The organism is Actinomycetospora succinea, assembly GCF_004363095.1.
In the GTDB taxonomy this organism is placed as follows: domain Bacteria; phylum Actinomycetota; class Actinomycetes; order Mycobacteriales; family Pseudonocardiaceae; genus Actinomycetospora; species Actinomycetospora succinea.
In genome coordinates, this window is record NZ_SNYO01000003.1 from 290,774 (window position 1) to 316,711 (window position 25,938).

The following is a 25,938-nucleotide window of genomic DNA, read 5'->3' on the forward strand; positions in this document are numbered from 1 at the left end:
TCACTGCGTGTCTAGATGACCGCGACGGCGACCACGAGACCCAGGGCGACGTGCATGGCCGCGATGACCGCCGAGTCCCAGGTGAACCGGTCGTCGTGCAGGCAGCCGTCGACGTCGAGGCGGGCGACCGCCTCGAGCCCGCGCACCGCGAGGACCTGGGCGACGATCCCGACCAGGCCGTAGATCGAGGTGTTGAGGATGCCGGCCAGGAAGCCGCCGCCGGACACGTAGATGGCGGTGACGATGATCAGCGCCATCGACACCAGCCCGGCCGCCGAGACCACCACGGCGTTGGGCCGGCCCTCGCGCACCAGCCCGCGCAGGTCGCCCGGGGTCGTGAGGTCGATCGCGAAGTAGCCGATGTACATCAGCACGGCACCGATCACCGCGTACACCGCGATGAGGCCGATGTTCACGCCCATGGTGGGCCAGAAATCGGGAGCGAGCACCTGTGGAGCCCTCCATCCGGACGAACGGGGCGCCAGACTAGGGCACTGATCTAGCCGACGGCGCCCTGGTACTCCACGTCCGAGTAATCCTCCCGGGCGAGCGTCGGGCCCCGCTCCCAGCCGGGCCGCGAGCGCTCGGCCGTGGACACCCCGTAGCGGCCGTCGGGGAGGTCGCGGACCACGGCCTCGACCCGCCCCCAGGGCTTCGCGGGCACGCCGCCGGGGCGCACGGCGGTGGCGAGCGTGACGTAGGTCGACTCGAGGTCGTCGAGGCGCCAGACGCCGCCGCGCGCGTTCCAGTCCTGGGAGTTGATCGTCGCGCCGGTGAGGTCCTCGTCCACCGACAGGCGGAACGCCGGCGCGGGCGCGATGCCGTCGTGCACGGCGACCTGGTCGACGCAGGGCCACAGGCTCGACGAGCTCTGGTCCGCCAGCGCCGGTGCCCCGTCGATCACGCCCTGGAGCGGCTCCGGGCGCGCGAGGCGCGGCTCGGCCACCGCGAGCCGGTCCTCGCCGACGCCCGGCCCGCCCTCGACGACGACCCGCACGGCGTCGACACCGGGCGGCGCGTCCACCAGCGAGACGGGGCGCTCCTGCCAGGCGCGGCCGCCGGTGTTGGGCAGGTCGTCGACCGGCGTCCGGCCGGCGACGGTGGTCGCGGGCCCGCCCGCCCCGCGGCCGAACTCCACCGAGACCGACTCGTCGGGGTCGCCCGCGGCCAGCAGGGGGACCAGGACGTCGGAGGCGCCGGTGCCCGGCGGGACGGGGTACCAGCCGGTCACGAGCCCGCCGCGCCCGATCGAGCCGGGCGCGTCGTCGTGCCAGACGCGGCCCAGGCCCGGGACCGGCCGGGGTGGCGCGACCCGGGTGTCGTCGACGGTGTCGCCGGACGTCGCGGCGGGCCCGGTCGGCGCGCCGAGCGGCACCGGCGTCGGGCGCAGGACGGTCACGTTGCTCTCCAGGCCGCACTCGCCGCGCGCGAGGTCCTTGGCGTTGCCGAGCGCGACCGTCCACCCCGGGTACTGGCGCAGCGGCGCCAGCAGCATCACGCCGACCATCCCGACGACGACCGCGACGCACGCGGCCGCGAGGACGGCGCGCTCGGGCTCCGGGCGCAGCAGGTCGCGCGCGGGCCACCGGCGCCGTGCCCACGACGCCCACGCGGCCGCGAGCAGCGCGATCGCGACCCAGACGAGCGGGTTGCGCAGGAACACCGGCCCGAGGTGCGGGGCGAGCAGGTTCTCGCTCAGCGGCGTCGGGTCGGGGTCGGCGTGGTCGCCGAAGGGCTGGCCGCGGTCGCTGTAGGGGCGCCACACGTTCCACCCGGCGAAGCTGACCGACGCGGCGACGACCAGCACGGCCACGCCCCCGGTGGTCGCCAGGGCGCGCTCGTGGCGCGGCATCGGCCCGCGCAGCAGGGCGACGGCGAGCAGCACGGTCCCCGACGCGGCGACCGCCGGGAAGTGCAGCACCCACTTGGTCGGGCTGACGGCGACGAGCGCGAAGGCGACCGCGGTGGTCGCGGCGGAGTGCAGCAGGACCCGGCGCAGCGCGTCGTCGTCCGGTCCGCGCCGGGCGCTGCCGGCGGCGACCAGCGCGGCCGTCGCGAGCGTGATGAGCACCGGCGCCCGCTGGCCCCAGGGCGTCTCGCCGGGCCCGAGCAGGGTCTCGTAGTGGTCGAGCTCGTCGTACCAGGGGACGGTGTCGTAGTACCAGGCGTGCACGGCCGAGGCCTCGAGGACGTCGCCCAGCGAGGCGTCCGCGAACGCCACCGGGATCGCGACGCTCGCCGTCGCGACGGCGACGAGGACCGCGCCGACCTGCTGGGCGCGCGGCGCGGCGAGGATCCGTGGACCCGCCCGCGGGATCTCCACGAGCAGCGGCGCCGCCGCGACCAGCCCGGTAGGCGAGCACGTGACGGCCAGGGCCGCGGCCGTCACCGCGCCGACCCAGAGGAGCGGGACCTCCCGGTCGCGGGCCAGCTCGACGAGCAGCAGCACGACGACCGAGAGCAGCACGATCAGCGGTTCCGGGCGCAGCGTGAGGCCGAACGGCAGCCACCACACGAGGTGCGCGAGCAGCAGCGCCCACGGGACCCGCGCGGGCCGGACGTCGGTGCGGCGCGCGAGCAGGACGAAGAACGCCCGCAGCAGGGCCCAGGTCGCGAGGCCGTAGAGCAGCGGCAGGACCCGCTGCCAGACCAGACCGAAGCCGCCGATTGCCCCCCACAGCTGCTGGGCGTACTGCGACGCCACGAAGGGGTTCTCGGTGACGTTGAACATGTAGACCGCGTTGCCGAGGTATCCCGCGTCCCCGGCGTCGCGGGCCATCAGCGGGTACCAGCTGTCGTCGAAGTCCAGCGGTCCGACGACGAGCCAGCCGACCGAGACCGCGACGACCAGGGCGTCCGCCCACGAGGCGTGGCGTCGCAGCCGGTCGCTCCAGCCGCGGGCGCCGAGGCGGCCGTGCGCGCGGTGCCGGCGGCGTCCGCGCCGGTGCAGCAGCACGAGCAGCGCGGCGAGGGCGACGAGGTGGCCCGCCAGCAGCACCGTCTTCAGCGCGCCCGGGGTGGACGCGTAGCGGTCGTCGGTGCGCAGCGACACGGCGAGGCCCGCCGACGCGGGCGTGCCGTCGGTGCTCGTGCTCAGGCGGCTGACCTGCGGGGGCAGGACGTCGGCGCACGGCCCGCAGGTCAGCGGGAGCGGGCGGCCGTCCAGCGTGGCGCGCAGGCCGCCCTCGTCGACCGCCAGGTCGAGCCGGCAGTCACCGGGTGGGACGGCGCCGGTGAGCACCGTGCGCCCGGAGACGTCGACCCGCAGCGACGTCCCGGACGACCGCACCGACAGGCCCGCGTCGCCGGCGTCGGCGGGCAGGGTGCGCAGGACGTCGCCCCCGGCCCGCAGCGCGGCGCACGGCACGGTCGCGGCGAACGACCGCGGGCGCGGCGGGCTCAGCGTGAGGGTCGTCGAGCGCGCCGCGGTGTCGCCCGCGGCCGGGTCGGGCCAGGTCACGGTGGTGTCCTGCGCGGTGACCGGGGCGAGCGGGACGGCGATCCCCAGCAGGATCGTCAGCAGGGCCAGGACGAGGACGGCGCGCCCGCTCGGGACGGTCGTGTCCCCCGGCGGCGGGGCCCCGGCGGGCGCCGGGGTCTCGGTCGGGGCGGACAACGGCGGGGAGCGTAGGTCGTCCGGGCTGCCCTCTCACCGGCCCCCCGCGGGGCGCCTGCTCAGTCGGGGATGCGGTGCGGCACGAACGCGGCGCCGTTGTCGGTGATCAGCCCGGCGGTCTCGCGGATGCCGAGGCCCGCGGAGGTGTCCCCGACGATCCACGCGCCGAGGGCGGGGCGGTAGCCGTCGAACTCGGGCAGCGGGTCGAAGAGCTGGTAGACGTAGCCCTCCTCGCCGTAGACGCCGCCGGTCTCGGTCTCGTAGCCCGGCGCGACGATCTGGATGTTCGCGCCCTCGCGGCCGAGCAGCGGCTTGCGGACGTACTCGGTGAGGAACCCCGGGTCGCGCAGCGAGGCCGGGAGCAGGTTCGGGTGCCCCGGGTACATCTCCCAGAGCACGGCGAGCAGCGCCTTGTTCGACAGCAGCGTCTTCCACAGCGGCTCGACCCAGGTGGTCTCGGGCAGGCTGCGGGTGACGTGCTTGCCGAAGTCGTCGCCGAGGATCCACTCCCAGGGGTAGAGCTTGTCGACGACGGCGACCGGCGACTCCTCGAGGTCGACGAAGCGGTCGAGCGCCGAGTCCCAGCCGAGCTGCTCGATCGCGAGCCCGACGGTGTCGAGCCCGGCCTCCGCGGCGCACTCCTGCAGGTAGGCCGTGGTGACGTGGTCCTCGCCGGTCGGGTCGGCCTGCGACCAGCAGAAGTGCACCTCGTTGCGCGGGAGCTTCGCGGCGATCTCGCCCCAGCGCTCGACCAGCTTCTCGTGCAGCGAGTTCCACTGGTCGTCGTCCGGGTGGACGTCCTTGAGCCAGTACCACTGGCAGATCGACGCCTCGAGCAGCGAGGTCGGGGTGTCGGCGTTGTACTCCATGAGCTTCGCCGGGCCGGTGCCGTCGTAGCGCAGGTCGAAGCGGCCGTAGAGGTGCGGGTCGCCGCGGCGCCACGACGCGGCCACCGCCTCCCAGCTCCACTCCGGCAGCGCGAAGTCGCGGAACCGCTCGGTGGTCACGACGTGGTCGACGGCCTCGAGGCACATCGAGTGCAGGAGCTCGACGTCGGCCTCGAGCGAGAGCACCTCGGCCATGTCGAGGACGTAGTGCACCGACTCGTCCCAGTACGGCCGGGCGCCGTTCAGCCCCGCCGCGGGCGTGCCGAACACCAGCCCCTGCTCCTCGATCTTGCTCTGCCAGCCGGGGCGGGGACTTCCGGTCGCGCGCTGCACGCCGGTGATCCTGCCGTACGGACGCTGAGTCTTCTCCGGCGACGAGGAGACGGCCCGACAGCGCTCCTCCGTCGCGCTGCCTTGCCGTTCCCGCGCCTACGAGCCGGAGGAGCTGCCCGAGGAGCCGCTGCTCGACCCGCTCGACCCGCTGCTCGACCCGCTGGAGCCGCTCGAGCTGCCGCCGACGCCGAGGCCGCCGCGGCTGACGGTGCCGCTGCTCGAGGTCGACCCCAGCGAGCTGCCCGAGGTGCCGCTGCGCACGCTGGTCCCGCTGGCCGGCGGCGAGGTGGTCCCGCCCGAGGCGACCGTCCCCACGGGGGACCGGGTCCCGTAGTTGTAGTGGTACTGGTTGCCGAAGCCGCCGATGAAGATCGGGACGAAGACGCCGCTGCTGTTGTAGTAGCCGCCCTGCTGGGTGCCGCCGCAGTTCTCGTCGGGCACGACGACGCCCTGCGGGTCGACGCACTGCGCCTCGACCTCGTCCGGCGAGCTCGCCGCGTAGACGATCGCCACGAGGGCCACGACGCCGACCGCGACACCGCCGCCGACCAGCACCCGCTTGCGGATCTTCTTCTTGCGCTCCTCGGCGGCCGCGGCGGCGTCGCGCTGGGCGCGCTCGCGGCGCTGGGCCTCGCGGCGGGCCCGCTGCTCGGCGACCGTGGGCTCGCGGGGCTTGGTGGTGGCCGGGTCCTGGTAGCGGACGCGGCCGCGGCGCTGCTCGCCCTCGTCGGCGGCACCGGAGCCGGATCCCGCATCCGCGCCCACCGCGGCGAGCGCGCCGCTGCCCGAGCCGGCGCCGGCGGCCGGGACGCCCGACGGCGGGGTCGCGAGGTCGTTCCCGTCGTCCTCCGCGTCGGCGCCGCGGTGCCGCCCGCCGGACACGGCCGACGTGTCGACCTTCTCGGTGGGGCGCGCCTCCTCGGAGAACGCGTTGACGTCGACCTTGTCGGTCCGTCGCTCCGACGGCTGGTCCCGCTCGTCGTCTCGGCCTGTCATGGTCCCCTCCGCCAACCCGTCCACCGGCACCGTCCGGCGCGTACCGGTCACCACCGATCCTGCCCGACCCGGGGTCACCCGGCTCGGGGAATCCCGGAGCGGCATGATGACAGGGCGATGCAGCTCCGGGAACGCCAGTCCGGGCCGTCCGGTGACGGTGGCCCCGACGGCGAGTACAACGCTGATGGTGACGCCCGCGGCATGGACCGCTGGCTCGACCGCGTCCTCGGTGCCGACGACGCCGCCGACCCCCGACGCCGGGCCGCCCGCCGCGGCGTCATCGGCGTGCTGGCCGGGGCGCTGATCATGCTGATCGCCGCCACCGCGCTCGCGGCCACCGGGTCGGGCCCCGACGTCCTCGGCCTCGCCGGCTCGTCGTCCGGGCCCGCGGGCGCCCCGTCCTCCTCCGACGACGACGAGGGCCCGCCGCCGCTGACCACCCAGCCGGGCAGCTGCCTGACGTGGAGCCGCGACGACGCCGGCGACGTCCGCGAGGTCGACTGCGGCCAGTCCCACCTGTTCGAGAGCGTCGGTGCGGTGAACGCCGCGCAGCCGCCCGGCGCGCCGTTCCCGGCGGATCCGGCCTGGCAGCAGCTCGTCACCGACCAGTGCACCCCGCAGGCGCGGAACTACCTGCAGGGCAAGCTCGACCCGGCCGGCCGCTACAAGGCGGGCGCGCTCAAGCCCACCCAGGCCGCGTGGGACGCCGGCGACCGCACCGTGCGCTGCGGGCTGCAGGCGCCGGGGCGCACCGGCGCGCTGTTCTCGTCGACCGGGCGCGTCCTCGACGCCGACCAGGCCGTCGTCTACGACGCCGGCACCTGCCTCGGCCTCGCGGGCAAGGAGGTCTCCGACCCGACGGCGTGCGGCGAGACCCACGCCGCCGAGGTCGCGGGCACCGTCGACCTGGGCACCCAGTTCCGCGACGGCTTCCCGTCGGTCGACGAGCAGGACAACTACCTGCAGCCGACCTGCCAGCGGATCGCCGAGCAGTACGTCGGCTCGGCGCAGAAGCTCACCGACTCCAAGCTCACCGTGTACTGGACCAACCTCGCCGAGGAGTCCTGGAACGCGAGCACGCGGCGCGTGAGCTGCAACCTCGGCTCGCTGCTCGCCGACAGCTCCGGCTTCGCGCCGCTGACCGGCAAGGCCGCCGACGGCGTCACCATCGGCGGCGAGGCGCCCGCATCGGTGCCGAACCTGCGCCCCGGCGCGCCGGCCCAGAGCACGTCGACCACCACCGCGGCCCCGGCGGCCCCCGAGGGCGGCGCGGCCGGCGGGAGCGCGTCCCAGCCCGGCGCCGGTCAGCAGCCCGGCATCCAGGTCCCGTCGCTGCCGGTGCCCGGTCTGGGCGGCGGCTAGCTGGTTGGCGGCACTCGCGTGGAGGTCGGCCCCGAGCGCTTCGAGGAGCTCGTCTCCGACGCGCTCGACGAGCTCCCGGAGGCCCTGACGCGGGCGATGGACAACGTGGTCGTGCTCGTCGAGGACCGCCACGGCGAGGAGCCCGACCTGCTCGGGATCTACGAGGGCGTGGCGCTGACCGAGCGCTACAGCGACTACGGCGGCGTCCTGCCCGACCGGATCACGCTCTACCGCCTCGCGCTCGCGGACGTCTGCGCCGACGAGGACGAGCTGCGCGAGGAGGTCGCGGTCACCGTCGTGCACGAGATCGCGCACCACTTCGGCATCGACGAGGCGACCCTGCACCGGCTCGGCTGGGGCTAGATACGTGCGTGATCTTCTGAGCTATAGCTCAGAAGATCACGCACGTAGGGGTCAGCCCGTGGGGTCGTCGGTGGCGGGCAGGCCGCCGGGGACGGCGCTGCGCCAGGCGACGAGCTCCCACCCGCTGCCGCGCGGGCGCAGGACGACGCGCCCGCAGTTGCCGACGTGCTCCTCGTCGCGCGGCGGGGTGCCGACGCCCTCGACCAGCTCCTGGGCCGCGAGCCGCAGGGCCGCGCCGTGCGAGACCAGCACGATCGTGCCGCCCTCGGGGTGGCGCTCCCGCAGGTCGGCGACGACCGGCACGTACCGGTTGAGCAGGTCCCGCCCGCTCTCGCCGCCGCGGTGGCGGGCGTCGAGGTCACCGTCGAGCCACCGGTCGACGACGCCCCGGAACTCGGTGACCGCGGGCTCGTCGTTGCGGCCCTCGAGCTCGCCGACCTGCACCTCGTGCACCCCGGTGACCTCGATCGGCTCCAGGTCGAGGTGCTCGGCGACCAGCGCGGCCGTCTCCACCGCGCGCCGCGCCGGCGAGTGGTAGATCGCGGCCACGCGGCCCTCCGCGCCCTCGGCGAGCTCGCGTCCCAGCGCGTGGGCCTGGGCGCGGCCGAGGTCGGTGAGCGGGGGCCCGGGCAGCACGGTGTCCAGGACGTGCGCGACGTTCGAGGGGGTCTGCCCGTGACGGGCGAGGACGAGCCGCAGGTCGCTCACGCGCCGCTCCCGTCGCGCAGGGCGGCGAGCCAGGACGTCGACTCGGTGTAGTCCTTGACGGTCTGCCCGGGGCCGGGTCCGGCGCCGGTCCCCTCCTCCCCCGCGACGCTCGCGCGCGGGTAGGAGCCGAGGAAGCGCACGTCGGTGCAGCGCCGGCGCAACGCGGCCAGCGCCTCGCCCATGGCGGGCTCGGCGACGTGGCCGGTGCCGTCGAGGAAGAACCAGTACTCGCCGCGCCGGTCCTTGAGCGGGCGCGACTCGATGCGCGTGAGGTCGACGCCCCGCACGGCGATCTCGGTGAGCACCGCGAGCAGCGCACCGGGGACGTTGACCGTGGTCGCGGCGATCGAGGTGCGGTCGACGCCGGTCGGGGCGGGCAGCCCGGGCGCGCCGGGCGGGCGGACCAGCACGAACCGCGTCACCGCGTCCCCGGTGTCGTGCACCCCGGACGCGAGCTCGACCAGGCCGTGGTGCGCCGCGGCGACCGGCGCGCAGACCGCGGCGTCGACCTCGCCCGCGGCCACCTGCGCGGCGGCGGCCGCCGTCGACGTGGTCAGGCGCACCTCCGCGGCCGGCAGGTGCTCGGCGATCCAGCGGCGGGTCTGGGCCTCGCCGTGCGGGTGGGACGCGACGCTGCGGACGTCCCCGAACTCGGTGCCCGGCCGCACCAGCACCGAGAAGCGCACGGCCAGCAGGATCTCGCGCACGATGACCAGCGGCGGCGTCTCCACCAGGCCGTCCATCGTGGCCGGCACGCCGCCCTCGACGGAGTTCTCGACCGGCACGCAGGCCGCCTCGGCGTCCCCCGCACGGACGGCGTCGAGGGCCGCGGTGGTGCTCGCGAACGGGAGCAGCGCCGGCTCCGGGTCGCCGAGGGCGTCGCCGAGCACGGCGGGCGACAGGGTGCGCAGGGCCTGTTCGCAGAAGGTGCCGTGCGGCCCGAGGAACGCGATCCGACGGGTCGAGCTCCGCTGCGCTCCGTCTCCCGCGCGCTGTCCTGTCACGTCACCCGAGCGTACGGAAGGCCCGTGACGGGTTCAGAGCAGCCCGAGGCGCGCGAGCTCCGGGCCCGGCGCGGCGACCGCCGTCGAGCCGAACGAGGAGAACAGCGACCGCACCCGCACCGCGGCCTCGGGACCGACGGCGCCGAGCTCGCCGGCGAGCGCGTCGCCGTCGGTGACCAGCAGCGCCTCGCCGATGCGCTCCTCGACCGGGCTGTCGGTGCCCGGCGCGAGGGCCCGGACGGTGGCCACGAGCAGGTTCAGCCAGCCGTGGTGGGTGAAGCCGGTGTCGGGGTCGGTGTGCCGGACCGCCGACTGCAGGCCGATGCTCGCGGTGAACGAGCGCCCGGCGCCGACGGCCAGCGCGAGGAAGCCCGCGACGTCCTGCACGCCGGGGAACGCGCCCGCCCGCCCGCCGCCGCAGCGCAGCTTGGGCCGGCAGCCGTGGTCGACGACACGGCGCACGCCGTCGAGCCAGTCCTCGGAGCCGTCCGCGTCGGGGCGGCGCGGCTCGACGACCGCGACGAGGTCCTCCGGCACGAACTCGGTCACGCGCTCGAGCCAGACCGTGTCGACGTCGTGCGGGGCCGGCATCTCGACCGTGCGCGGGTCGAGCAGGGCGGCCCGCGACGAGGTCAGCGACAGCGCCTTGGGTACGCCGCCGAGGCCGGTGTCGACGGCCAGCGCGATCGGCACGGGCGCCGAGGGACGGCGCTTGACCAGCACCGACACCAGCTCGGAGAGCCGCGAGACGGGGACGACCAGCGAGCCCAGCAGGCCGCCGGCGTCGGCGGCGCGGGCGGCGAGGTGCTCGTCGACGACGGTCGCCATGTCCGGCCGCGCGCCCTCGGCCACGAGCGCGGCGTCGTCGACGATCGCTCGGAGCAGGGCAGGCACACCGTCGACCGGTGCCCCGCCGGCCTCGGGGACGGTGGACACGTCCGCACGGTAGCGGGCCGCCCGCCCGGCGCCGCCCACCGGTCCGGGGATCCACTCCCGCCCACGCAGGGTCTCGCGCCGGACGCAGAAGTTTGATTAGGCTCCCCTTAGTTCGTCCGCACCGAGGGAGTCCGATGGCCAGGAGCCGACCGCCCGCCCCGCCCGTCCCGCCGCCCGCCGAGCGCGCGCGGACCCTCGCGGGCCGGGCCCGCCACGCGGCGGTGATCGGTGAGGCCCTCGGCGAGGAGGGGGACGAGGGGCTGCGCAACACCCCGACGCTGCACCACGTGCCGTCGACGGGCGCCGCGACGCTCCAGTTCCCCGAGGACCACCCGTTGGTGCTGCGGGCGCGCGAGCGCGGCGAGGCGCTGCTGCCCGTGATGCTCGAGCTCGCCGACGTCGCGCCGGTCACCGTGCGGCGCCCGGTGCGCGGGCTGCTCTGGGTCAGCGGGCGGCTGCGCGTGCTGCCGATGCGGGTGGCCCGGCGCGCCGCGCTGCGGATCGCCGCCGAGCTCCCCGACGAGCGGCTCCTCGACGTCGGCCACGGCGAGACGCTGCTGCGCCTCGAGCCGGCGATGGTCGTGCTCTCCGACGCGGAGGGCACCGAGGCGCTCGCGCCGACCGCGATGGCCGCCGCGCCCCCCGACCCCGTCGCGGCCACGGGCGACCCGTGGCTCGCCCACCTCGCGGCCGCCCACGCCGGCACGCTCTCCGCGCTCGTCCCGCGGCTCCCGCGGCACCTGCGCCGCCCCGGTCACCGGATCTCACCGCTCGGCGTCGACCGGTTCGGTCTGCGACTGCGGGTCGAGACCGAGGGTGACGACCACGACGTGCGCCTGCCGTTCGCGGCGCCGCTGTCGTGCCCCGGTCAGCTCGGCGAGGCCGTCCGCACCCTCATCGGCTGCGGCGACGGCGACGGCCAGGTGCCCGGCCTGCGGCCTACGTCGCGTCCCGCAGCGGGCGCGTGATCTTCCGCTCGGCCACGAACGACACGAACGGGATCGTCCCCGCCAGCGCCACCAGGACCGCCTTCCCGACCGCCCAGCGGTCGCGGTAGGCGAGGTCCGCGGTGAGCAGCAGGTAGCCCATGTAGAGGAAGCCGTGGATCGGCCCGACGATCGCGACCACGGTGCCGTCGCCGCCCAGGTACTTCAGCGGCATCCCGACCAGCACCAGCACGAGCAGGCCGACACCGACGACCCACGCGCCGACGCGGTAGCGCTTGAGCGCGGCGACGACCTCGGGGGTGGGCGGTGCCTCCTGGGTTCGTCCGGTCTCGCTCGTGGTCACCGGGGATCGGTCTCCTCGTTCGGGGGTGTCGTGTCGGCCGCCGCCAGCTCGGCGTACATCGCGTTCCAGCGGGCGCGCTCCGGCGACGGCACACCGTCCATCGCCCCCGCGCCGACACCGACCGGGCGCGGGCCGAACGGCGAGTCGGCGGGGGCGGCGCGCACGGGCGTGGGCTCGGCGCGGCGGAGGCTCTCGGCCTGCACCTCGGTGAGCGCGTTCGCCTCGGCGCGCAGCATGCGCCACCACAGCGCGGCGAAGAACAGCCCGAACAGCGGCCACTGGAACGCGTAGCCCGCGTTCAGCAGCGACCCGCCGGGCGACTCGGCGCGCACGACCTGCCACCAGGCCATCCCGGCGCACACGGCGACCGCCAGCAGCGCGAGCAGCGTCCACCCGATCCAGCGGGGGGTGACGAGCAGGCGCAGCACGTCTCCGAGGTTACCGACGCGCCGTCAAGCGGCGGAGTGGTAGTCGGGCAGCTCGATCCCCTCCGCCGGCGGGCTCGCGAACTTCTCGACCAGCCCACCGAACACCGACGACAGCGACCCGGCGAGGCCCAGCACCTTCCGCTGCACCGCCAGACCCGCCCCCGAGCGCGGGTTCATCGCGCGCAGGGCGGCCGGCTTGACGTCCTGGGCCTGCGCGACGAAGGGCCGCATGCGCTCCTCGTAGCGGGCGAGCGCGGCGTGCACGTCCCCGTCACCACCCAGCTCCCCGGCCAGGATGTACGCCCCGACGAGCGCCAGCGTCGTGCCGGTCCCGAACGGGCCGGTGGCCCAGGCCGCGTCGCCGAGCACCACGGCGCGCCCGGTGCTCCAGCGCGGGAGGCGGATCTGGGCGACGTCGTCGAAGTACAGCGAGGCGTGGTCGAGCGCCGCGAGGACGCGCGGAGCCTGCCAGCCGACGTCGGCGTAGGTGCGGCGGAGCACGGTCAGCTGGGCGTCGCGGTCGAGCTCGCCGAGCCCGCGGACGTCGGACAGGAAGGCGAGCATCGCCCGCGTGGTGCCGCGGTTGTCGGGGCGCAGGCTGGTGCTCCGCGAGCCCGGGGCGCTGTGCCAGCGCCACCAGCGGTCGTCGTCCTCGGTGCGCGGGATCGTCAGGTAGGCGACCTGGAGGCCGAGCTCGGTGACCTCGGCGCCGGGAAGCACCAGCTCGCGGGTGCGCGAGCGCGTGCCCTCGGCGACCACGAGGAGGTCGGCGTCGATCTCCTCGCCCCCGGTGAGACGGGCCGTGACGCCGTCGCCGTGGTCGGTGACGTCGGCGATCTGCTCGCCGAAGCGGTAGTCGGTCCGCTCGCGGGTGCGCTCGTAGACGAGGCGCGACAGCTCGCCGCGCAGGATCTCCATCTCGGCGGTCCCGCCGGCGGTGTCGCCCTCCCCGGCCGGGAACTCGGCGACCGCGGCGCCGTCGTCGTCGACGAAGCGCAGGCCCACCTCGCCGGTCCCGGCCGCCAGGGCGGCGTCCTCGAGGTCCATGCGGCGCAGCACCTCGCGCCCGGCGCCCCGCACGTCGATGTTCTGGCCCTCGTCGCGCAGGCGGGACGCGCGCTCGACGACGGTGGTGCGCCAGCCCCGCTCGGCGAGCTGGTGGGCGAGGGCGGGACCGGCGATGCTGGCGCCGGAGATCAGCGCGTGACGACTCACGGACGCTGGCTACCCCCGTCGCGACCCCGCGCCACCTCGTCCCGTCCGGCCCCCGTGATCGCCCGCCTCTACGTTGGGCGCCGTGACGGCGCAGGCGGGGTGGCGGAGCTGGATCCGTCCGGCCCCGGTGGACGTCGCCCCGCTCGGCGGGCGCGACCGGCGACTGCTGCACACCGAGCTGATCGTGGTCTTCGCCGTCACGCTCGGGCTGTCCGGCGTGCGCAGCCTGATCTCGCTGCTCGACGCGCTGTCCTCGCCGGTGCGGCTCGACCAGCGCACGACCGCGATCGACGAGGCCCTCGCGCGCAACCCGTGGGCCGACCTCGCCGCCCAGCTCGCGGGGTCGTTCGCGCTGGTCGCGTGGGGTGCGCTCGGGCTCCACCTGCTGGTGCGCGCCGGGTCGGGGCCGCGCGACATCGGGCTCGACGGCCGCCGGCCGGGCCGCGACGCGCTGGGCGCGCTCGGGCTCACCGCGCTGATCGGCATCCCGGGCCTCGGGCTCTACCTCGTCGCCCGCGCCCTGGGCCTGAACACCACCGTGATCCCGTCGCTGCTCGACGACCACTGGTGGACCGTGCCCGTGCTGGTCGTCTCCGCGGCCGCCAACGCCTGGGCCGAGGAGGTCCTCGTCGTCGGCTACCTGCTGCACGGGCTGCGCCGGCTCGGCGTCTCCGAGAACCGCGCGCTCGCGATCTCGGCGGTCCTGCGCGGCTCGTACCACCTCTACCAGGGCTTCGGCGGGGGCCTCGGCAACCTGCTGATGGGCCTGGTGTTCGGGCGGGTGTGGCAGCGCACCGGCAGGCTCTGGCCCCTCGTCGGGGCCCACGCCCTGCTCGACGTCGTCGCGTTCGTCGGCTCGGCGCTCCTGCGCGGTGTGCTGCCCTTCCTGCCCGCCTAGCTGATGATCTTGTGGCGCGAGCGCGCCATCATGTTCTCCGGCGCCGGGTCGATCCCGGCGGCGTCGAACAGCTCGGCCATGCGCTCCGGGATGGCCTCGGGGTCCCAGCGGTGCCCGTCGCCGCGGATCTCGGCGACCGACGTGAACGGCTGGTAGAGCTCGATCGAGTCGCCCTGGACGCCGAACACCTTGCCGCTGATGTGCGCGCTGGCGTCCGAGGCCAGGTAGGTGACGAACGGCGCGACGTTCTCGGGGTCGAAGAAGTCGAAGTCGCCGCGGTCGAGCATCGCCTGCCGCGCCTCGCGCACGTCCGGGGGCAGCAGCGACTCGGTCATGCGGGTCAGCGCCGAGGGCGCGATCGCGTTCGAGGTGATGTTGTAGCGGGCCATCTCCATCGCGGTGATCGTCGAGAACGCCGCGATGCCCGCCTTCGCCGCGCCGTAGTTCGACTGGCCGAAGTTGCCGAGGATCCCCGAGGTCGAGGCCGTGTGGACGAGGTGCCCGGGCCGCGAGCTCTCCCGCCAGTAGCGGCACGCCGCCCGCGTCGGGGCGAAGTGGCCGCGCAGGTGGACGCGGATGACGTCGTCCCACTCCGCGTCCGACATCTTCACCAGCGTGCGGTCGCGCAGGATGCCGGCGTTGTTGATGACGGCGTCGAGCGCGCCGAAGTTCTCCACGGCCGCCGTGACCAGCGCGTCGGCGACGTCGGCGTCGGCGACGTCACCGGGCACCGACACCGCGCGTCCACCGCCGGCGACGATCTCCTTGGCGACCTCCTCGCCGGCGTCGCCGTCGAACTCCGCGACGACCACGGCTCCGCCCTGCCGCGCGCACTCCAGCGCTTCACCACGACCGATGCCGCGCCCGGCACCGGTCACCACGACCACCTTGTCCTCGAGCAGTCCCATGGCGCGCACAGTAGAGCCGTCGCCCTAGGGTCGCCGACCGTGGACGTGCCGTCATCAGGGTCGAGCTCCGCTGCGCTTCGTCTCCCGCACGTGGACACCGAGGTCGGCCCGCTGCGCACCGTCGTCCTGCACCGGCCCGGCCCGGAGCTCGACCGCCTGACCCCGCGGAACGCCGACCGGCTGCTCTTCGACGGCATCCCGTGGGTCGAGCGCGCCCAGCTCGAGCACGACGCCTTCGCCGACCTGCTGCGCGCGCAGGGCGTGCGGGTGCTGCTGCTGGGCGACGTGCTGCGCGAGTCGCTCGCCGCCGCCCCGGCCGCGCGGGACACGGGCATCGCCGACGCGGTGGACGAGCGCGTCCTCGGGCGCGAGCTGGCCGAGTCGGTGCGCGGGGAGCTGGCCTCCCTGGGGGACGACGCGCTGGCGGACGCGCTGGTCGGCGGGCGGACGTTCGCCGAGCTCGCCGTCACCGGCGACTCGCTGGTCCGCGCGATGGCGGGGCCGCTCGACTTCGCCGTCGACCCGCTGCCCAACCTCATGTTCACGCGCGACTCGTCGGTCCGCGTGGGCCCGCGGATCGTGGCGTCGTCGATGGGGATGCCGGCGCGGCGGCGGGAGGCGTCGCTGGTCGCGCTGGCCCAGCGCCACCACCCCGAGCTCGGCGCGGTGGCCCCGACCGCGCCGCGCGACCCGTCGGCGGTCGAGGGCGGCGACGTGCTGCTGCTGGCGCCCGGGGTGCTCGCGATCGGGGTCGGGGAGCGGACGAGCCCGGCGGGCGCCGAGTCGTTCGCGCGGGCGATGTTCGCCGACGGCCTCGCGCACACCGTCCTCGCCGTCCCGATCGCCCAGCGCCGGGCGACCATGCACCTCGACACCGTGGCGACGATGGTCGACGTCGACACGATGGTCATCTACCCGGGCGTGCTCGAGGGGCTCGAGGCGTGGACGGTGCGCCCCGACGGCACGGCACCGACGGGTCCGGCTCCGGCAGGCTTCGCGTCCCAGCACCTGCGCATCACCGGTCCCGAGCCGTTCCGGCCCGCGGCAGCCCGGGCCATGGGGATCGACACCCTGCGGGCCGTGGACACCGGGCTCGAGTCGGTGGCCGCCGAGCGCGAGCAGTGGGACGACGGCAACAACACCCTCGCCCTCGCGCCCGGGCGGGTCGTCGCCTACGAGCGGAACACGACGACCAACGCGCGCCTGGAGGCCGCCGGGATCGAGGTGCTGACGATCGCGGGGTTCGAGCTCGGGTCGGGGCGTGGTGGCCCGCGGTGTCTGTCGTGCCCGTGGGAGCGTGCCCCCGTGGGGTGACGGGGTGCTCGTTCGGCGCAGCACGACGTGCGTCCGGCCACAGCCCGCGTCCCCTCACTGCGTTGTTGCTGCACCCGGCCTAGCGTCCGGTTCGTGCTGAAGAAGGCGGAACGGCGCACGCCGGTTCACCCGCTGCGGCGGCTGTCCGGCCAGGAGTGGGCGGCCATGGAGCCCACGTGGCGCGAGGCGAAGGTCGGCGTCATCGACGCGGCGCTCTCGCGCGCGACCGCCCGTCCGTCGGGCAACTGGTACGTCGTCGGCGCGAGCCGCGACATCCGCACCGGCACCCCGTTCGGCACCTCGGTGGCCGGCGTCGAGCTGGTGCTGTGGCGCTCGCCGTCCGGGGAGCTGCACGCGGGGCCGGGCGCGTGCCCGCACCTCGGCGCGGACATGTCGACGGCTGTCCAGCAGGGCTGCGAGCTGATCTGCCGCTGGCACGGCCTCTCCCTCGGGCCGTCGGGCCGCGCCGGCTGGCGCACCCTGCCCGCGCACGACGACGGCGCGCTGGCGTGGGTGCGCCTGGACGCCGTGGGGCGCGAGGAGCCGACCGAGGCACCGATCCTGCCCGCGCGGCCGCCGGTGGACGAGAGCCTGGTGGCGGTCGCCTCGATGGTCGGCACCTGCGAGCCCGCCGACGTCATCGCCAACCGCCTCGACCCCTGGCACGGGGCGTGGTTCCACCCGCACTCGTTCGCCGACCTGCGGGTGGAGCGGGCACCCGGTCGCGACGCGTCCGAGGAGGACGACCACTTCGACCTGCGCGTGGCCTTCCGCCTGTCGAAGAACTGGGGCATCCCGGTGCGCGCCCGCTTCACGTGCCCGGAGCCGCGCACGATCGTCATGCACATCACCGAGGGCGAGGGCGAGGGCAGCGTCGTCGAGACCCACGCGACCCCGCTGGCCCCGCACCCCGACGGCCGCCCCCGCACCGCGGTCGTCGAGGCCACGATCGCCCACTCCCCGCGCCCCGGCTTCGCCCACGCCCGCCGCGTCCAGGCCCTCGTGCGCCCGGCGATGGAGTGGGCGGCGAAACGCCTGTGGACCGACGACATCGAGTACGCCGAACGCACCTACGCCGTCCGCGCCGCCCGCCGTCGGGGGTAGCGCGGGGGGCCGACGCAGTGCGAGCGATGCGGCATCGCCGGCGTCTGGAGCCAGGATCGCCACATCCTCGCTCGCGCGACACGCCGAGCGTGTCAGCGTGGCGGCCACGCTCGCACTGAACGTCAGGAAATCCGCCAGCTCGGGTCAGCGTCGCCCGAGCACCGTGTGCACGATGCCGCGCTGCCAGCCGTCGACGGGGCGCGTGTGCACCTCGCGCAGACCGGCGTCGCGCAGCCGCTGCTCGAGGCGCGCGAGGCCGTCGAACGCGAGCACGCTGCGCCAGAGGTAGCGGTACAGCGACGCGTCGCCCGTGACGCGCCGGCCGAGCGGGATGATCACGGCCCAGCACACGGCGGTCCACACGGCCCTGGCGTAGGCGGAGTCGGCGACCGAGTACTCGTGCACGGCGATCGGCGCGCCCGGCGCGAGGTGGTCGACGAGCACGGCGACGCCGGCGTCGCGGTCGGGCAGGTTGCGCACGAGGTACGCGGCGAGCAGCCCGTCGAACGGGCCGTCGAGCCCCTCGGCCGTCAGCACCTCGTCCAGGTCCTCGGCCCGCGCGTGCACGAACCGCACGGTGTCGGGCCACGGCTTCTCCTGCGCCTTCGCGAGCATCTCGGCGGACGCGTCGACGGCGATGATCCGCGCTCCGGGGTACGTCTCGAGCAGCGCCGCCGTCGACAGCCCGGTGCCGCAGCCGACGTCGAGCAGCGCCGCGCCCGCGCCGCCGTTCGGCAGCTCGAGGCGACGGGCCGACAGGCGCAGGTGGTCGTAGTAGCCGGGGTTGGCGCCGACGAGGCGGTCGTAGGACGCGGCGTCCTGGTCGAACTGCGCCGACACCCCCGCCGCGGCGCTCTCCCGGTCGAACCCGGCGGACCGGCGGGCGCGCAGCGAGCGCCAGGCGGGAGGCACCAGCGCCGCGAGCCCGACCGCGGCCGCGATCGTCGCCGGGGTGCGCAGACGGCTCGGGCTCGGTCGCGTGATCACGTCCGCATCCTGCCCGGCAACCCGTGACCCGGCGCGAGATGGGGGATTTCCTGACGTTCAACGTCAGCGTGGCGGCCACGCTGAGACACCCCGTGCCTCGTCAAGCCCCTGGTACCACCCGCCGCACACCCCGGATGAACCTGAGAGGGCCGAGCCGCAGACGGAGCACAGGTTCGCCCGATCGGGGGTACCTCCGGCGCCTGGGCGCGCGGCGAGCGCCCGTCGTCGCGGCGCGGCTCACAGGACTCTCAGACGCGCCGGGGACGCTGATCCACACTGCCTACCGTTCCGCGCCGTGCCGGCAAAGCTGACTCGTGTGCTCTGGATCGCGGTGCTCGCCGCTCTCGTGGTGGTCCCGGTGGTCCTCATGGCCTCGCGGGCGGGCGGGACGTCGGTGGTCGGCATGCTCTCGGTCGGCCTCGGGCTGCTCGCGCTGAGCCTGCTGATCGTGGTCGTCGTCGTGCCGTCGCGGGTTCGCTCGCTGACCCGGGCGTTCGGCGTCGAGAAGGTCCTGGGCCTGCACCGCTGGCTCGGCACCCTCGCGATCGTGCTGGTCGTCCTGCACCTGACCGTCGCACTCGCCAACCACCCGCAGCTGCTGAACCCCTTCCAGACCACCTCGGCGGCGAAGGCCGGGTGGTCGTCGGTCACGGCGCTGCTGCTGGTCGGGCTGGTCGCGGTCCGGGGACGGCGACCTGGCGCCCGCTACGAGATCTGGGCGCGCCTGCACGTCCTGCTCGCCGCCGCCGCGCTGGTCCTCGCCGGGCTGCACGTGTTCTGGCTGGGCAACCTCGTCACCGACCCGGTGATGCGGATCGTGCTCTCGGTGCTGGCCCTGGCGCTGCTCGGGGTGCTCGCGCACCGCTGGGTGTGGCGGCCGCTGTTCTCCCGCCAGGGCGCCTACGTCGTCTACGGGGTGCGGCGCGAGAGCCCGACGGTCAGCACGCTCGTGCTCGCCCCGGTGCACCTGCGCCGCGGCGGGCTGCGCTTCGCGCCCGGGCAGTTCGTGTGGCTGCGGCTCAAGCGCGCCGTGGTCGGCACCGAGGAGCACCCCTTCACGATCGCCTCGAGCGCGCGGGTGACCGGCCGGCTGGAGCTGACGGTCCGCGACCAGGGCGACTTCTCCGGCCTGCTCTCGACGCTGCGCACCGGCAGCAAGGTCTGGCTCGACGGCCCGCACGGCTCGTTCACCGACGAGGCCGCGCCCGACGCGCGGGGCCTCGTGCTGCTCGCCGGCGGGGTCGGGATCACGCCGATGATGAGCATGCTGCGCACGCTCGCCGACCGCGGCGACCCCCGCACCCACCGCCTCGTCCTCGCCGAGCGCGGCACCGAGCCCCTGTTCGCCGACGAGCTCACCGCCCTCGCGCGGCGCCTCGACCTGCGCGTCACCCGCACCGACGGCCGCCGCATCGACGCCGAGCTCCTCGCCGAGGTGCTGCCCGGCGAGCCCGGCGCGCTGCGGGCCCTCGACTACTTCGTGTGCGGCTCCCCCTCGGTGCTCGCCGGGTCGCTCGCCGCGCTGGAGCAGCTCGGGGTACCCGACACCCGCATCCACACCGAGCAGTTCGGCTGGTCGGGAGCCATCCCCGTCGCCGAGCCGGAGGCCGTGCCGTCGCAGCGTCATGGCAGCCGTCACGGACGGCGATCGGCCCGCACGTGACCGCCTAGAATCGGGCCCATGTCCGCCCCGCCGTCCAAATTCCACGAGCTGATGCGGGCCCAGATCCGCAACGAGTTCACCGCGTCGCAGCAGTACACGGCCGTCGCCGTCTACTGCGACGACGAGGACCTGCCCCAGCTCGCGGCGCACTTCTACGCGCAGGCGCTCGAGGAGCGCAACCACGCGATGGGCCTCGTGCAGTTCCTCCTCGACAACGACCTGCCCGTGAGCATCCCGGGCATCGACGAGGTGCGCGGCGAGTTCACGTCGGTCGAGCAGGTCGTCGAGCTCGTGCTGAACCAGGAGCGCACGGTCACCGAGCAGATCGCGACGCTGGCCCGCACCGCGCGCGACGAGGGCGACTACCTCGGCGAGCAGTTCATGCAGTGGTACCTCAAGGAGCAGGTCGAGGAGGTCGCCTCCATGACCACGCTCCTGCGCATCGTGCGCCGCGCCGGCGACAACCTCTTCCACGTCGAGGACTTCGTCGCCCGCGAGATGTCACCCGACCTCGGTACCGACCCCACCGCTCCGCCCGCCGCCGGCGGCAACGCGGTCCTCGGCGGCGGCTGAGTCCCCGCCCGGCTCCTCGGCGGGAGACCCCACCCCCACCACCGCCTCGCGTCCCGCCGGACGCAGCTGCGGCGCGAGCAGCTCGGTGAGGTGGGCGACGACGCGCACGGTCGCCCAGGCCGCGACGGCCGCGGCGACGTCCGCGATCGCGTGCAGGAGCACCGAGTCGGCGAGGGCCTGGGTGCTCTCCCCGAGACCGCGCAGCACGGCCGCGACGCCGAGCACCACGCTCGCGTCCCACGCGACCCACCAGCGCCGCACCGGCGCCGACGGCCACGGGCGGGCGTCGGCGGGCAGCGCCGAGGCGGTGTGCTCGAGCTCGGTGAGCGCCGCGCCGGGCACGGTGAGGTTCGGGCCGGGCAGGACGCTGCCGACGACGACCGCCCACATCCGGCGCGCGGGCCGCGTCCCCGAGTACGCCGCGGCGATCTCGCGGCCGAGGTGCAGCCAGCGCAGGAACAGCACGCCGGTCGCCAGCGCCGCCACCGGCGCCAGCAGCCCGACGAGGGTGACGAGCGCGTCGGAGAAGGCCAGCGGGCCCGACGACAGCGCCGAGCTGCGGCTCGCCACCAGCAGGCCGTAGCGCCACGCCTCGGCCAGCGCGCCGAGCCCGGAGAGCGCCAGGGTGGCCGTCGCGACCCGGACGAGCAGCTCGGCGGTGCGGCGCAGGACCTCCTCGGGCTCGCGCGGCGGCGGCACGGGCAGCGCGCCGTCCGGCCCCGGCTCCGGGGCCGGCATCCACGTCCGCAGGCTCCAGCGGGGCGTCGCGGCGTAGCGCGGGGGCCCGGCGTAGGGGCGCCGGGGTCGACGCGGCTCGCGCGGTCGCAGGGCGTCGGGCGGCAGCGCCACCCAGCGCACCCCGGCGAGGACCCGTCCGCAGTGCACGCAGTACCGGGTCGCGCCCGGGCGGGGCGCGCCCGGCGAGTCCGGTGGCGGCTGGGGCCGCCCGCACCGCGGACAGATCACGTCGACCCGCCCCTCCCTCAGATCACCGCCGCGGGGCCGGCGCCCTCGGCGGTCATCGGCCGTCCCTCCGCCTCCCACGCGAGCATGCCGCCGGTGACGTTGACGACCTCGTGCCCGCGCTGGGCCAGGAACGCCGTCACCTGCGCCGACCGGCCGCCGACCTTGCAGACGACGGCGATCGGGCCCTCGGGGATCTCGTCGAGCCGGGCGGTGATCTGCGACATCGGCAGGTGCACCGCGTCCGGCGCGTGGCCGGCGACCCACTCGTCGTCCTCGCGCACGTCGAGCAGCGTGGAGCCGGGCGGGATGTCGCCGGGTCCGACCGAGGGAAGGCTCACGGGCTCCATCCCATCACGACGACCGTGAAGACCGCAGTGCAGCCCACACACGACGGAGCCCGCCTCCCCCGATGCGGGGGAGACGGGCTCCGGGGGCCGTGGGACCTAGTGGTCGACCGCCGTGCGGGACGACCCCGCACCCGTCATCGACCGGACCTCCATCTCGGCGAACTTGGCCTCGTTCACCGGCTCGCGGGAGCCGACGAAGGTGCCGACGATGCCGAGGATGAACGACAGCGGGATCGACACGATGCCCGGGTTCTGCAGCGGGAAGAGGGCGAAGTCGACGGACTCGCCGAAGATCGACGTCGCGCTCCCCGACACCACCGGCGAGAAGATGATCAGCACGATGCAGATCGTCAGACCGCCGTAGATGCTCCACAGCGCGCCGGTGGTGTTGAACTTCTTCCAGAACAGCGAGTACAGCAGGGTCGGCAGGTTCGCCGACGCGGCCACCGCGAACGCCAGCGCGACGAGGAACGCCACGTTCTGGCCGTTGGCGAGGATGCCGCCGACGATCGCGACGACACCGACCACGAGGGCGGTCCGGCGCGCGACCTTGACCTCCATGCCCGGCTCGGGCTTCCCGTTCTTGATGACGTTCGCGTAGATGTCGTGCGCGAACGAGGCGGCGGCCGTGATCGTCAGCCCGGCCACGACGGCGAGGATCGTCGCGAAGGCGATCGCGGCGATGATGCCGAGCAGCAGGGTGCCGCCGATCTGGAAGGCGAGCAGCGGGGCAGCGTCGTTCTGGTTGGCCGCGGTCAGCGTGCCCCGCGGCAGCAGCGCCGCGGCGCCGTACCCGATCACCAGCGTGAACAGGTAGAAGATGCCGATGATCCAGATCGCCCACTGCACCGAGCGGCGCGCCTCCTTGGCGGTCGGCACGGTGTAGAAGCGCATCAGGATGTGCGGCAGGCCCGCGGTGCCGAGCACCAGGGCGATCGACAGCGACAGGAAGTCGATCTTCGTCGTGATCGACTTGCCGTACTGGTTGCCGGCGTCGAGCAGCGGCTTGCCGGTGTTCTCGACGGCCTGGCCGAGCAGGGCCGACAGGTTGAAGCCGGACAGGCCCAGCACCCAGACGGTGATGACGGCGGCGCCGACCACGAGCAGCGCGGCCTTGATGATCTGGACCCACGTGGTGCCGCGCATGCCGCCGTAGAGCACGTAGACGACCATCAGGATGCCGACGACGGCGATGACGAGCGACTGGCCGTCGAACGGCGTGCCCGGGACGTTCTTGACCCCGAGCAGCAGCGAGATGAGGCCGCCGGCGCCGGCCATCTGGGCCAGCAGGTAGAAGAACGACACCAGTAGCGTCGACACGGCCGCGGCGGCGCGGATCGGGCGCTGGCGCATCCGGAAGCTCAGGACGTCGCCCATGGTGAAGCGGCCGACGTTGCGCAGGAGCTCGGCGACGAGCAGCAGCGCGGTCAGCCAGGCGACGAGGAAGCCGATCGAGTAGACGAAGCCGTCGTAGCCGTTGACGGCGATGGCGCCCGCGATGCCGAGGAACGAGGCCGCGGAGAGGTAGTCGCCGGAGATCGCGATGCCGTTCTGCGGCCCGGTGAACGAGCTGCCGGCGGCGTAGTAGTCCGACGCGGTGTTCGAGGCGCGGCTGACCCGGTAGACGATCAGCAGGGTCACCACGACGAACAGCGCGAAGATGCCCAGGTTGAGCGCCGGGCTGCCGATCTGCGTGTTCACAGCTTCTCCTCCACACGCCGGCGCAGCGCTTCGGCGTCGTCGTCGAGGTTCCGGTTCGCGAAGCGGACGTAGATCGTCGCGATCGCGAAGGTGGACACGAACTGCAGCAGCCCGAGCAGCAGCCCGACGGTGAAGTTGGTGCTGCCGAGGCGGGTGTCGACCACGCCGTGGGCGAAGTCGGAGAGCAGCACGTACACCAGGAACCAGGCCAGGAAGACCGCGCTCATCGTGAAGATGAAGCCGCGCCAGCGCTTGCGCAGCGACGCGAACTCGGGCGAGCGCTGCACTTCCTGGTAGGCGGACGGCGTGGCGTCCGTGTCGGCCGAGGCCGCACCCGACCCGCCCGGCGTTTCATCGGTGGCACTCACGAGATCTCCGCCTTGTCCCTCGTCGTCACGATCGGGCCGAACTGTAAACCGCTGTCGGTCACACCGATTAGCCCATTTGAGTGACTACTCACCGCGATCTCACTCCGCTGTGCGGAACGCGAAGCCATGCGGTTCCTCCTGTTCGTCCGAATCGTTCCCGAACGTCACAGGCTGTGGCATTCGTTCACTCAGCGTCGCCGGGAGGTTACGGGAGGCGACAGCGAATTCACGCAGAAGGGCGCGCGCCACGCCGGGCGTCCCCGAGGCCGAGGCGCTCGGGGGCGTGCAGGCGCAGCAGGGTGCGCCCGGTGTTCGCGGGGACGCGGTGCGGCGTCGCACGGCTGACCAGCACCATCACCGCGAACGTCAGGGGCACGGTGACGATGGCCGGACGTGCGAGGAGCACGCCGGCCCAGCCCTCCGGGGCGACGCCCGCGAGGGTCGACCCGACGGCCGCGACGGCCAGCCCGCCGCCGATCAGCATCCCGATCACGGCCCCCCGGTCGGTGAGGCCCTTCCACCAGATGCCGAGCACGAGCAAGGGGCAGAAGGTCGACGCGGCGAGGGCGAACGCGAGCGAGACCGTCAGCGAGAAATCCAGCCGCGTGGCGCCCAGCGCGGCCACGATCGGGACCGCCCCGGCCACGTGCGCGGCGATCCGGAAGTCACCCAGACGGCGGGGCAGGAGGTCCGTCGACAGCACGCCGGCGACGGAGAGCAACAATCCCGACGAGGTGGAGAGGAACGCGGCGAACGCGCCGGCCGCGACGAGGGCCGCGAGGGCGATCCCGGCCCACCCCGGCAGCGCCGCCGTGGGCAGCAGGAGGACCGCCGCGTCGGTCTGCCCGGTGACGAGGAGCTGCGGCACGTAGAGCCGCGAGAGCACGCCGAGCACCACCGGGAGCAGGTAGAAACCGCCCAGCATGGCGAGCACGACGACCGTGGTCCGCCGCGCCGCCCGCCCGTCGGGGTTCGTGTAGAAGCGCACGAGCACGTGCGGCAGCCCCATGGTGCCCAGCAGCAGCGCCAGGATCAGCGAGTACGTGGCGAGCAGCGAGTGCCCGTCCTCGCCGAACCCGGTCAGCGGCGACGACCACGACGCGCCGTCCGGGTCGGCGTCGGTCACCACCGGCACCGAGGCCCCCGGCGGGAAGCGCAGCGTGGTCCCGGCGTCGACGGTGTGCAGGCCCGGAGCCCACGACACCGGCCCGTTGACGGTCGCGCCGTCGACCTTGCCCTGCACCCCGATGTCCACGGGGGCGCCGACCTGCAGCGTCACCGGCGTGCTGACCTCGACGGTGGTGGCCTCGGAGAACGCGGGGGGCGGGGGCACGTCGTCGCGGGACGGGCCGAGGGTGAAGACGCCGATCAGCACGAGGGCCGGCACGGCGAGCGCGGTGAGCTTGAGCCAGTACTGGAACGCCTGGACGAAGGTCATCGAGCGCATGCCGCCGAAGGTCACGCTCGCGGTGACGACGAGCCCGACGGCGACGACGCCGACCCAGAGCGGCGCGCGGGTCAGCACCGTGAGCGCCAGCCCGGCGGCCTGCAGCTGCGGCAGCAGGTAGAGCCAGCCGATGAGCACCACGAACCACGTCGTGACCGTGCGCAGCAGCGACGAGTCGAGCCGGACCTCGGCGAAGTCGGGCACCGTGTAGGCCCCCGAGCGGCGCAGCGGCGCGGCGACGAAGAACAGCAGCGCGAGATAGCCGGCGGTGAACCCCACGGGGTACCAGAGCCCGTCGACGCCGTCCTTGAGGACGATGCCGGCCACGCCGAGGAACGACGCGGCCGAGAGGTACTGGCCGGAGATGGCGGCGGCGTTGGCGCGGGTACCGACGGTGCGCGAGGCGGCGAGGAAGTCGTCGGTGGTGCGCGCGACGCGGACGCCGAGCGACCCGATGACGATGGTGACGACGCCGACGACCACGACGGCGGCGAGCGCGACGATGCCCGCGGTGTCCACGTCCG

At 74.9% G+C, this 25,938-nt stretch carries 25 protein-coding genes; 8 read left to right on the forward strand and 17 right to left on the reverse strand.

All coding sequences use genetic code 11. The features are described 5' to 3' along the window. Positions 1 to 11: 11 nt before the first annotated feature. The 4 genes from EV188_RS12645 to EV188_RS12660 form a co-directional block, all read right to left on the reverse strand. Positions 12 to 422, reverse strand: a complete 411-nt coding sequence (locus EV188_RS12645; protein WP_133827083.1) for a DUF350 domain-containing protein — start codon at positions 420 to 422, stop codon at positions 12 to 14. 77 nt (positions 423 to 499) lie between these two features. Further along, on the reverse strand, positions 500 to 3,616 hold the full coding sequence (locus tag EV188_RS12650) for an arabinosyltransferase domain-containing protein (protein ID WP_133826627.1): 3,117 nt from the start codon (positions 3,614 to 3,616) through the stop codon (positions 500 to 502). Positions 3,617 to 3,675: 59 nt separating this feature from the next. Next, positions 3,676 to 4,836, reverse strand: a complete 1,161-nt coding sequence (locus tag EV188_RS12655; protein ID WP_133826628.1) for a glutathionylspermidine synthase family protein — start codon at positions 4,834 to 4,836, stop codon at positions 3,676 to 3,678. 96 nt (positions 4,837 to 4,932) lie between these two features. After that, the gene (locus EV188_RS12660) at positions 4,933 to 5,832 is read right to left on the reverse strand and encodes a hypothetical protein (protein ID WP_243741653.1); all 900 of its coding nucleotides are present in this window, start codon (positions 5,830 to 5,832) and stop codon (positions 4,933 to 4,935) included. 117 nt (positions 5,833 to 5,949) lie between these two features. Here EV188_RS12660 and EV188_RS12665 point away from each other — a divergent pair, with 117 nt between their 5' ends. Both EV188_RS12665 and EV188_RS12670 read left to right on the forward strand, forming a co-directional pair. Next, a complete protein-coding gene (locus EV188_RS12665) occupies positions 5,950 to 7,194 on the forward strand; it encodes a septum formation family protein (protein WP_133826629.1) in 1,245 nt (414 codons plus the stop codon). An 18-nt stretch (positions 7,195 to 7,212) separates the two neighbouring features. Further along, on the forward strand, positions 7,213 to 7,557 hold the full coding sequence (locus tag EV188_RS12670) for a metallopeptidase family protein (RefSeq protein WP_243741654.1): 345 nt from the start codon (positions 7,213 to 7,215) through the stop codon (positions 7,555 to 7,557). Between the two features lie 51 nt (positions 7,558 to 7,608). Here EV188_RS12670 and EV188_RS12675 read toward each other — a convergent pair whose 3' ends face one another. From EV188_RS12675 to EV188_RS12685, 3 genes are read right to left on the reverse strand one after another with little or no spacing between them, the layout of a single operon-like run. After that, the gene (locus EV188_RS12675; RefSeq protein WP_133826630.1) at positions 7,609 to 8,265 is read right to left on the reverse strand and encodes a histidine phosphatase family protein; all 657 of its coding nucleotides are present in this window, start codon (positions 8,263 to 8,265) and stop codon (positions 7,609 to 7,611) included. Beyond that, positions 8,262 to 9,269 (reverse strand): prephenate dehydratase, encoded by a 1,008-nt coding sequence (pheA, locus tag EV188_RS12680; RefSeq protein WP_133826631.1) that lies wholly within the window; start codon positions 9,267 to 9,269, stop codon positions 8,262 to 8,264. The genes EV188_RS12675 and pheA overlap by 4 nt, the downstream gene beginning before the upstream one ends. A gap of 33 nt (positions 9,270 to 9,302) precedes the next feature. Beyond that, positions 9,303 to 10,205 carry a hypothetical protein gene (locus EV188_RS12685; RefSeq protein ID WP_133826632.1) on the reverse strand — a complete coding sequence of 301 codons (903 nt, stop codon included), beginning with the start codon at positions 10,203 to 10,205 and terminating at the stop codon, positions 9,303 to 9,305. Positions 10,206 to 10,339: 134 nt separating this feature from the next. Here EV188_RS12685 and EV188_RS12690 point away from each other — a divergent pair, with 134 nt between their 5' ends. After that, a complete protein-coding gene (locus tag EV188_RS12690) occupies positions 10,340 to 11,173 on the forward strand; it encodes a DUF2470 domain-containing protein (protein ID WP_133826633.1) in 834 nt (277 codons plus the stop codon). Here the strand turns inward: EV188_RS12690 and EV188_RS12695 are convergent. From EV188_RS12695 to EV188_RS12705, 3 genes are read right to left on the reverse strand one after another with little or no spacing between them, the layout of a single operon-like run. After that, positions 11,145 to 11,495, reverse strand: coding sequence for a DUF3817 domain-containing protein (locus tag EV188_RS12695; RefSeq protein WP_133826634.1), 351 nt, complete (start codon positions 11,493 to 11,495; stop codon positions 11,145 to 11,147). The two genes, EV188_RS12690 and EV188_RS12695, sit on opposite strands and share 29 nt — an antisense overlap. Then, positions 11,492 to 11,923: a hypothetical protein gene (locus tag EV188_RS12700; protein WP_133826635.1), complete on the reverse strand. Its 432-nt coding sequence runs from the start codon at positions 11,921 to 11,923 to the stop codon at positions 11,492 to 11,494. Before EV188_RS12700 ends, EV188_RS12695 begins: the two co-directional genes overlap by 4 nt. A 24-nt stretch (positions 11,924 to 11,947) precedes the next feature. Further along, positions 11,948 to 13,138, reverse strand: a complete 1,191-nt coding sequence (locus EV188_RS12705; protein WP_133826636.1) for an FAD-dependent monooxygenase — start codon at positions 13,136 to 13,138, stop codon at positions 11,948 to 11,950. Positions 13,139 to 13,220: 82 nt separating this feature from the next. Here EV188_RS12705 and EV188_RS12710 point away from each other — a divergent pair, with 82 nt between their 5' ends. Then, entirely contained in the window at positions 13,221 to 14,036 is an 816-nt protein-coding gene (locus EV188_RS12710) for a CPBP family intramembrane glutamic endopeptidase (RefSeq protein ID WP_208114164.1), read from the forward strand. Here EV188_RS12710 and EV188_RS12715 read toward each other — a convergent pair. Next, positions 14,033 to 14,944, reverse strand: coding sequence for an SDR family NAD(P)-dependent oxidoreductase (locus EV188_RS12715; RefSeq protein ID WP_133826638.1), 912 nt, complete (start codon positions 14,942 to 14,944; stop codon positions 14,033 to 14,035). The genes EV188_RS12710 and EV188_RS12715 overlap by 4 nt on opposite strands. A gap of 90 nt (positions 14,945 to 15,034) precedes the next feature. Between EV188_RS12715 and EV188_RS12720 the strand changes: the two genes are divergently transcribed. Together EV188_RS12720 and EV188_RS12725 are read left to right on the forward strand one after the other, a co-directional pair. Continuing rightward, positions 15,035 to 16,258, forward strand: a complete 1,224-nt coding sequence (locus tag EV188_RS12720) for an arginine deiminase (protein ID WP_133826639.1) — start codon at positions 15,035 to 15,037, stop codon at positions 16,256 to 16,258. Between the two features lie 165 nt (positions 16,259 to 16,423). Further along, a complete protein-coding gene (locus EV188_RS12725) occupies positions 16,424 to 17,362 on the forward strand; it encodes a Rieske (2Fe-2S) protein (protein ID WP_133827086.1) in 939 nt (312 codons plus the stop codon). A gap of 144 nt (positions 17,363 to 17,506) precedes the next feature. On the opposite strand, the gene EV188_RS12730 is transcribed toward EV188_RS12725, so the two are convergent. After that, positions 17,507 to 18,253: a class I SAM-dependent methyltransferase gene (locus EV188_RS12730; protein ID WP_133827087.1), complete on the reverse strand. Its 747-nt coding sequence runs from the start codon at positions 18,251 to 18,253 to the stop codon at positions 17,507 to 17,509. A 391-nt stretch (positions 18,254 to 18,644) separates the two neighbouring features. On the opposite strand from EV188_RS12730, the gene EV188_RS12735 reads away from it, so the two are divergent. Together EV188_RS12735 and EV188_RS12740 are read left to right on the forward strand one after the other, a co-directional pair. Further along, positions 18,645 to 20,012: a ferric reductase-like transmembrane domain-containing protein gene (locus EV188_RS12735; protein ID WP_243741655.1), complete on the forward strand. Its 1,368-nt coding sequence runs from the start codon at positions 18,645 to 18,647 to the stop codon at positions 20,010 to 20,012. Between the two features lie 18 nt (positions 20,013 to 20,030). Then, entirely contained in the window at positions 20,031 to 20,585 is a 555-nt protein-coding gene (locus EV188_RS12740) for a ferritin (RefSeq protein WP_133826640.1), read from the forward strand. Here the strand turns inward: EV188_RS12740 and EV188_RS12745 are convergent. From EV188_RS12745 to EV188_RS12765, 5 genes are all read right to left on the reverse strand, one after another. Next, positions 20,514 to 21,551 (reverse strand): DUF4328 domain-containing protein, encoded by a 1,038-nt coding sequence (locus EV188_RS12745; protein ID WP_133826641.1) that lies wholly within the window; start codon positions 21,549 to 21,551, stop codon positions 20,514 to 20,516. The two genes, EV188_RS12740 and EV188_RS12745, sit on opposite strands and share 72 nt — an antisense overlap. A 17-nt stretch (positions 21,552 to 21,568) precedes the next feature. Further along, positions 21,569 to 21,898, reverse strand: a complete 330-nt coding sequence (locus EV188_RS12750; RefSeq protein ID WP_133826642.1) for a rhodanese-like domain-containing protein — start codon at positions 21,896 to 21,898, stop codon at positions 21,569 to 21,571. Between the two features lie 96 nt (positions 21,899 to 21,994). Beyond that, positions 21,995 to 23,599: a solute symporter family protein gene (locus EV188_RS12755; protein WP_133826643.1), complete on the reverse strand. Its 1,605-nt coding sequence runs from the start codon at positions 23,597 to 23,599 to the stop codon at positions 21,995 to 21,997. Continuing rightward, positions 23,596 to 23,967 (reverse strand): DUF485 domain-containing protein, encoded by a 372-nt coding sequence (locus EV188_RS12760; protein ID WP_243741656.1) that lies wholly within the window; start codon positions 23,965 to 23,967, stop codon positions 23,596 to 23,598. The genes EV188_RS12755 and EV188_RS12760 overlap by 4 nt, the downstream gene beginning before the upstream one ends. Positions 23,968 to 24,193: 226 nt before the next feature. Further along, entirely contained in the window at positions 24,194 to 25,933 is a 1,740-nt protein-coding gene (locus EV188_RS12765) for a sodium/solute symporter (protein ID WP_133826644.1), read from the reverse strand. Between the last annotated feature and the right edge of the window lie 5 nt (positions 25,934 to 25,938).

Coding starts and splice junctions, on each gene's coding strand:
- EV188_RS12690 (WP_133826633.1), top strand. CDS start 10,340: ATGGCCAGGAGCCGACCGCCCGCCCCGCCCGTCCCGCCGCCCGCCGAG.
- EV188_RS12725 (WP_133827086.1), top strand. CDS start 16,424: ATGGAGCCCACGTGGCGCGAGGCGAAGGTCGGCGTCATCGACGCGGCG.
- EV188_RS12665 (WP_133826629.1), top strand. CDS start 5,950: ATGCAGCTCCGGGAACGCCAGTCCGGGCCGTCCGGTGACGGTGGCCCC.
- EV188_RS12660 (WP_243741653.1), bottom strand. CDS start 5,832: ATGACAGGCCGAGACGACGAGCGGGACCAGCCGTCGGAGCGACGGACC.
- EV188_RS12740 (WP_133826640.1), top strand. CDS start 20,031: ATGTCCGCCCCGCCGTCCAAATTCCACGAGCTGATGCGGGCCCAGATC.
- EV188_RS12715 (WP_133826638.1), bottom strand. CDS start 14,944: ATGGGACTGCTCGAGGACAAGGTGGTCGTGGTGACCGGTGCCGGGCGC.
- EV188_RS12645 (WP_133827083.1), bottom strand. CDS start 422: ATGGGCGTGAACATCGGCCTCATCGCGGTGTACGCGGTGATCGGTGCC.
- EV188_RS12750 (WP_133826642.1), bottom strand. CDS start 21,898: ATGGAGCCCGTGAGCCTTCCCTCGGTCGGACCCGGCGACATCCCGCCC.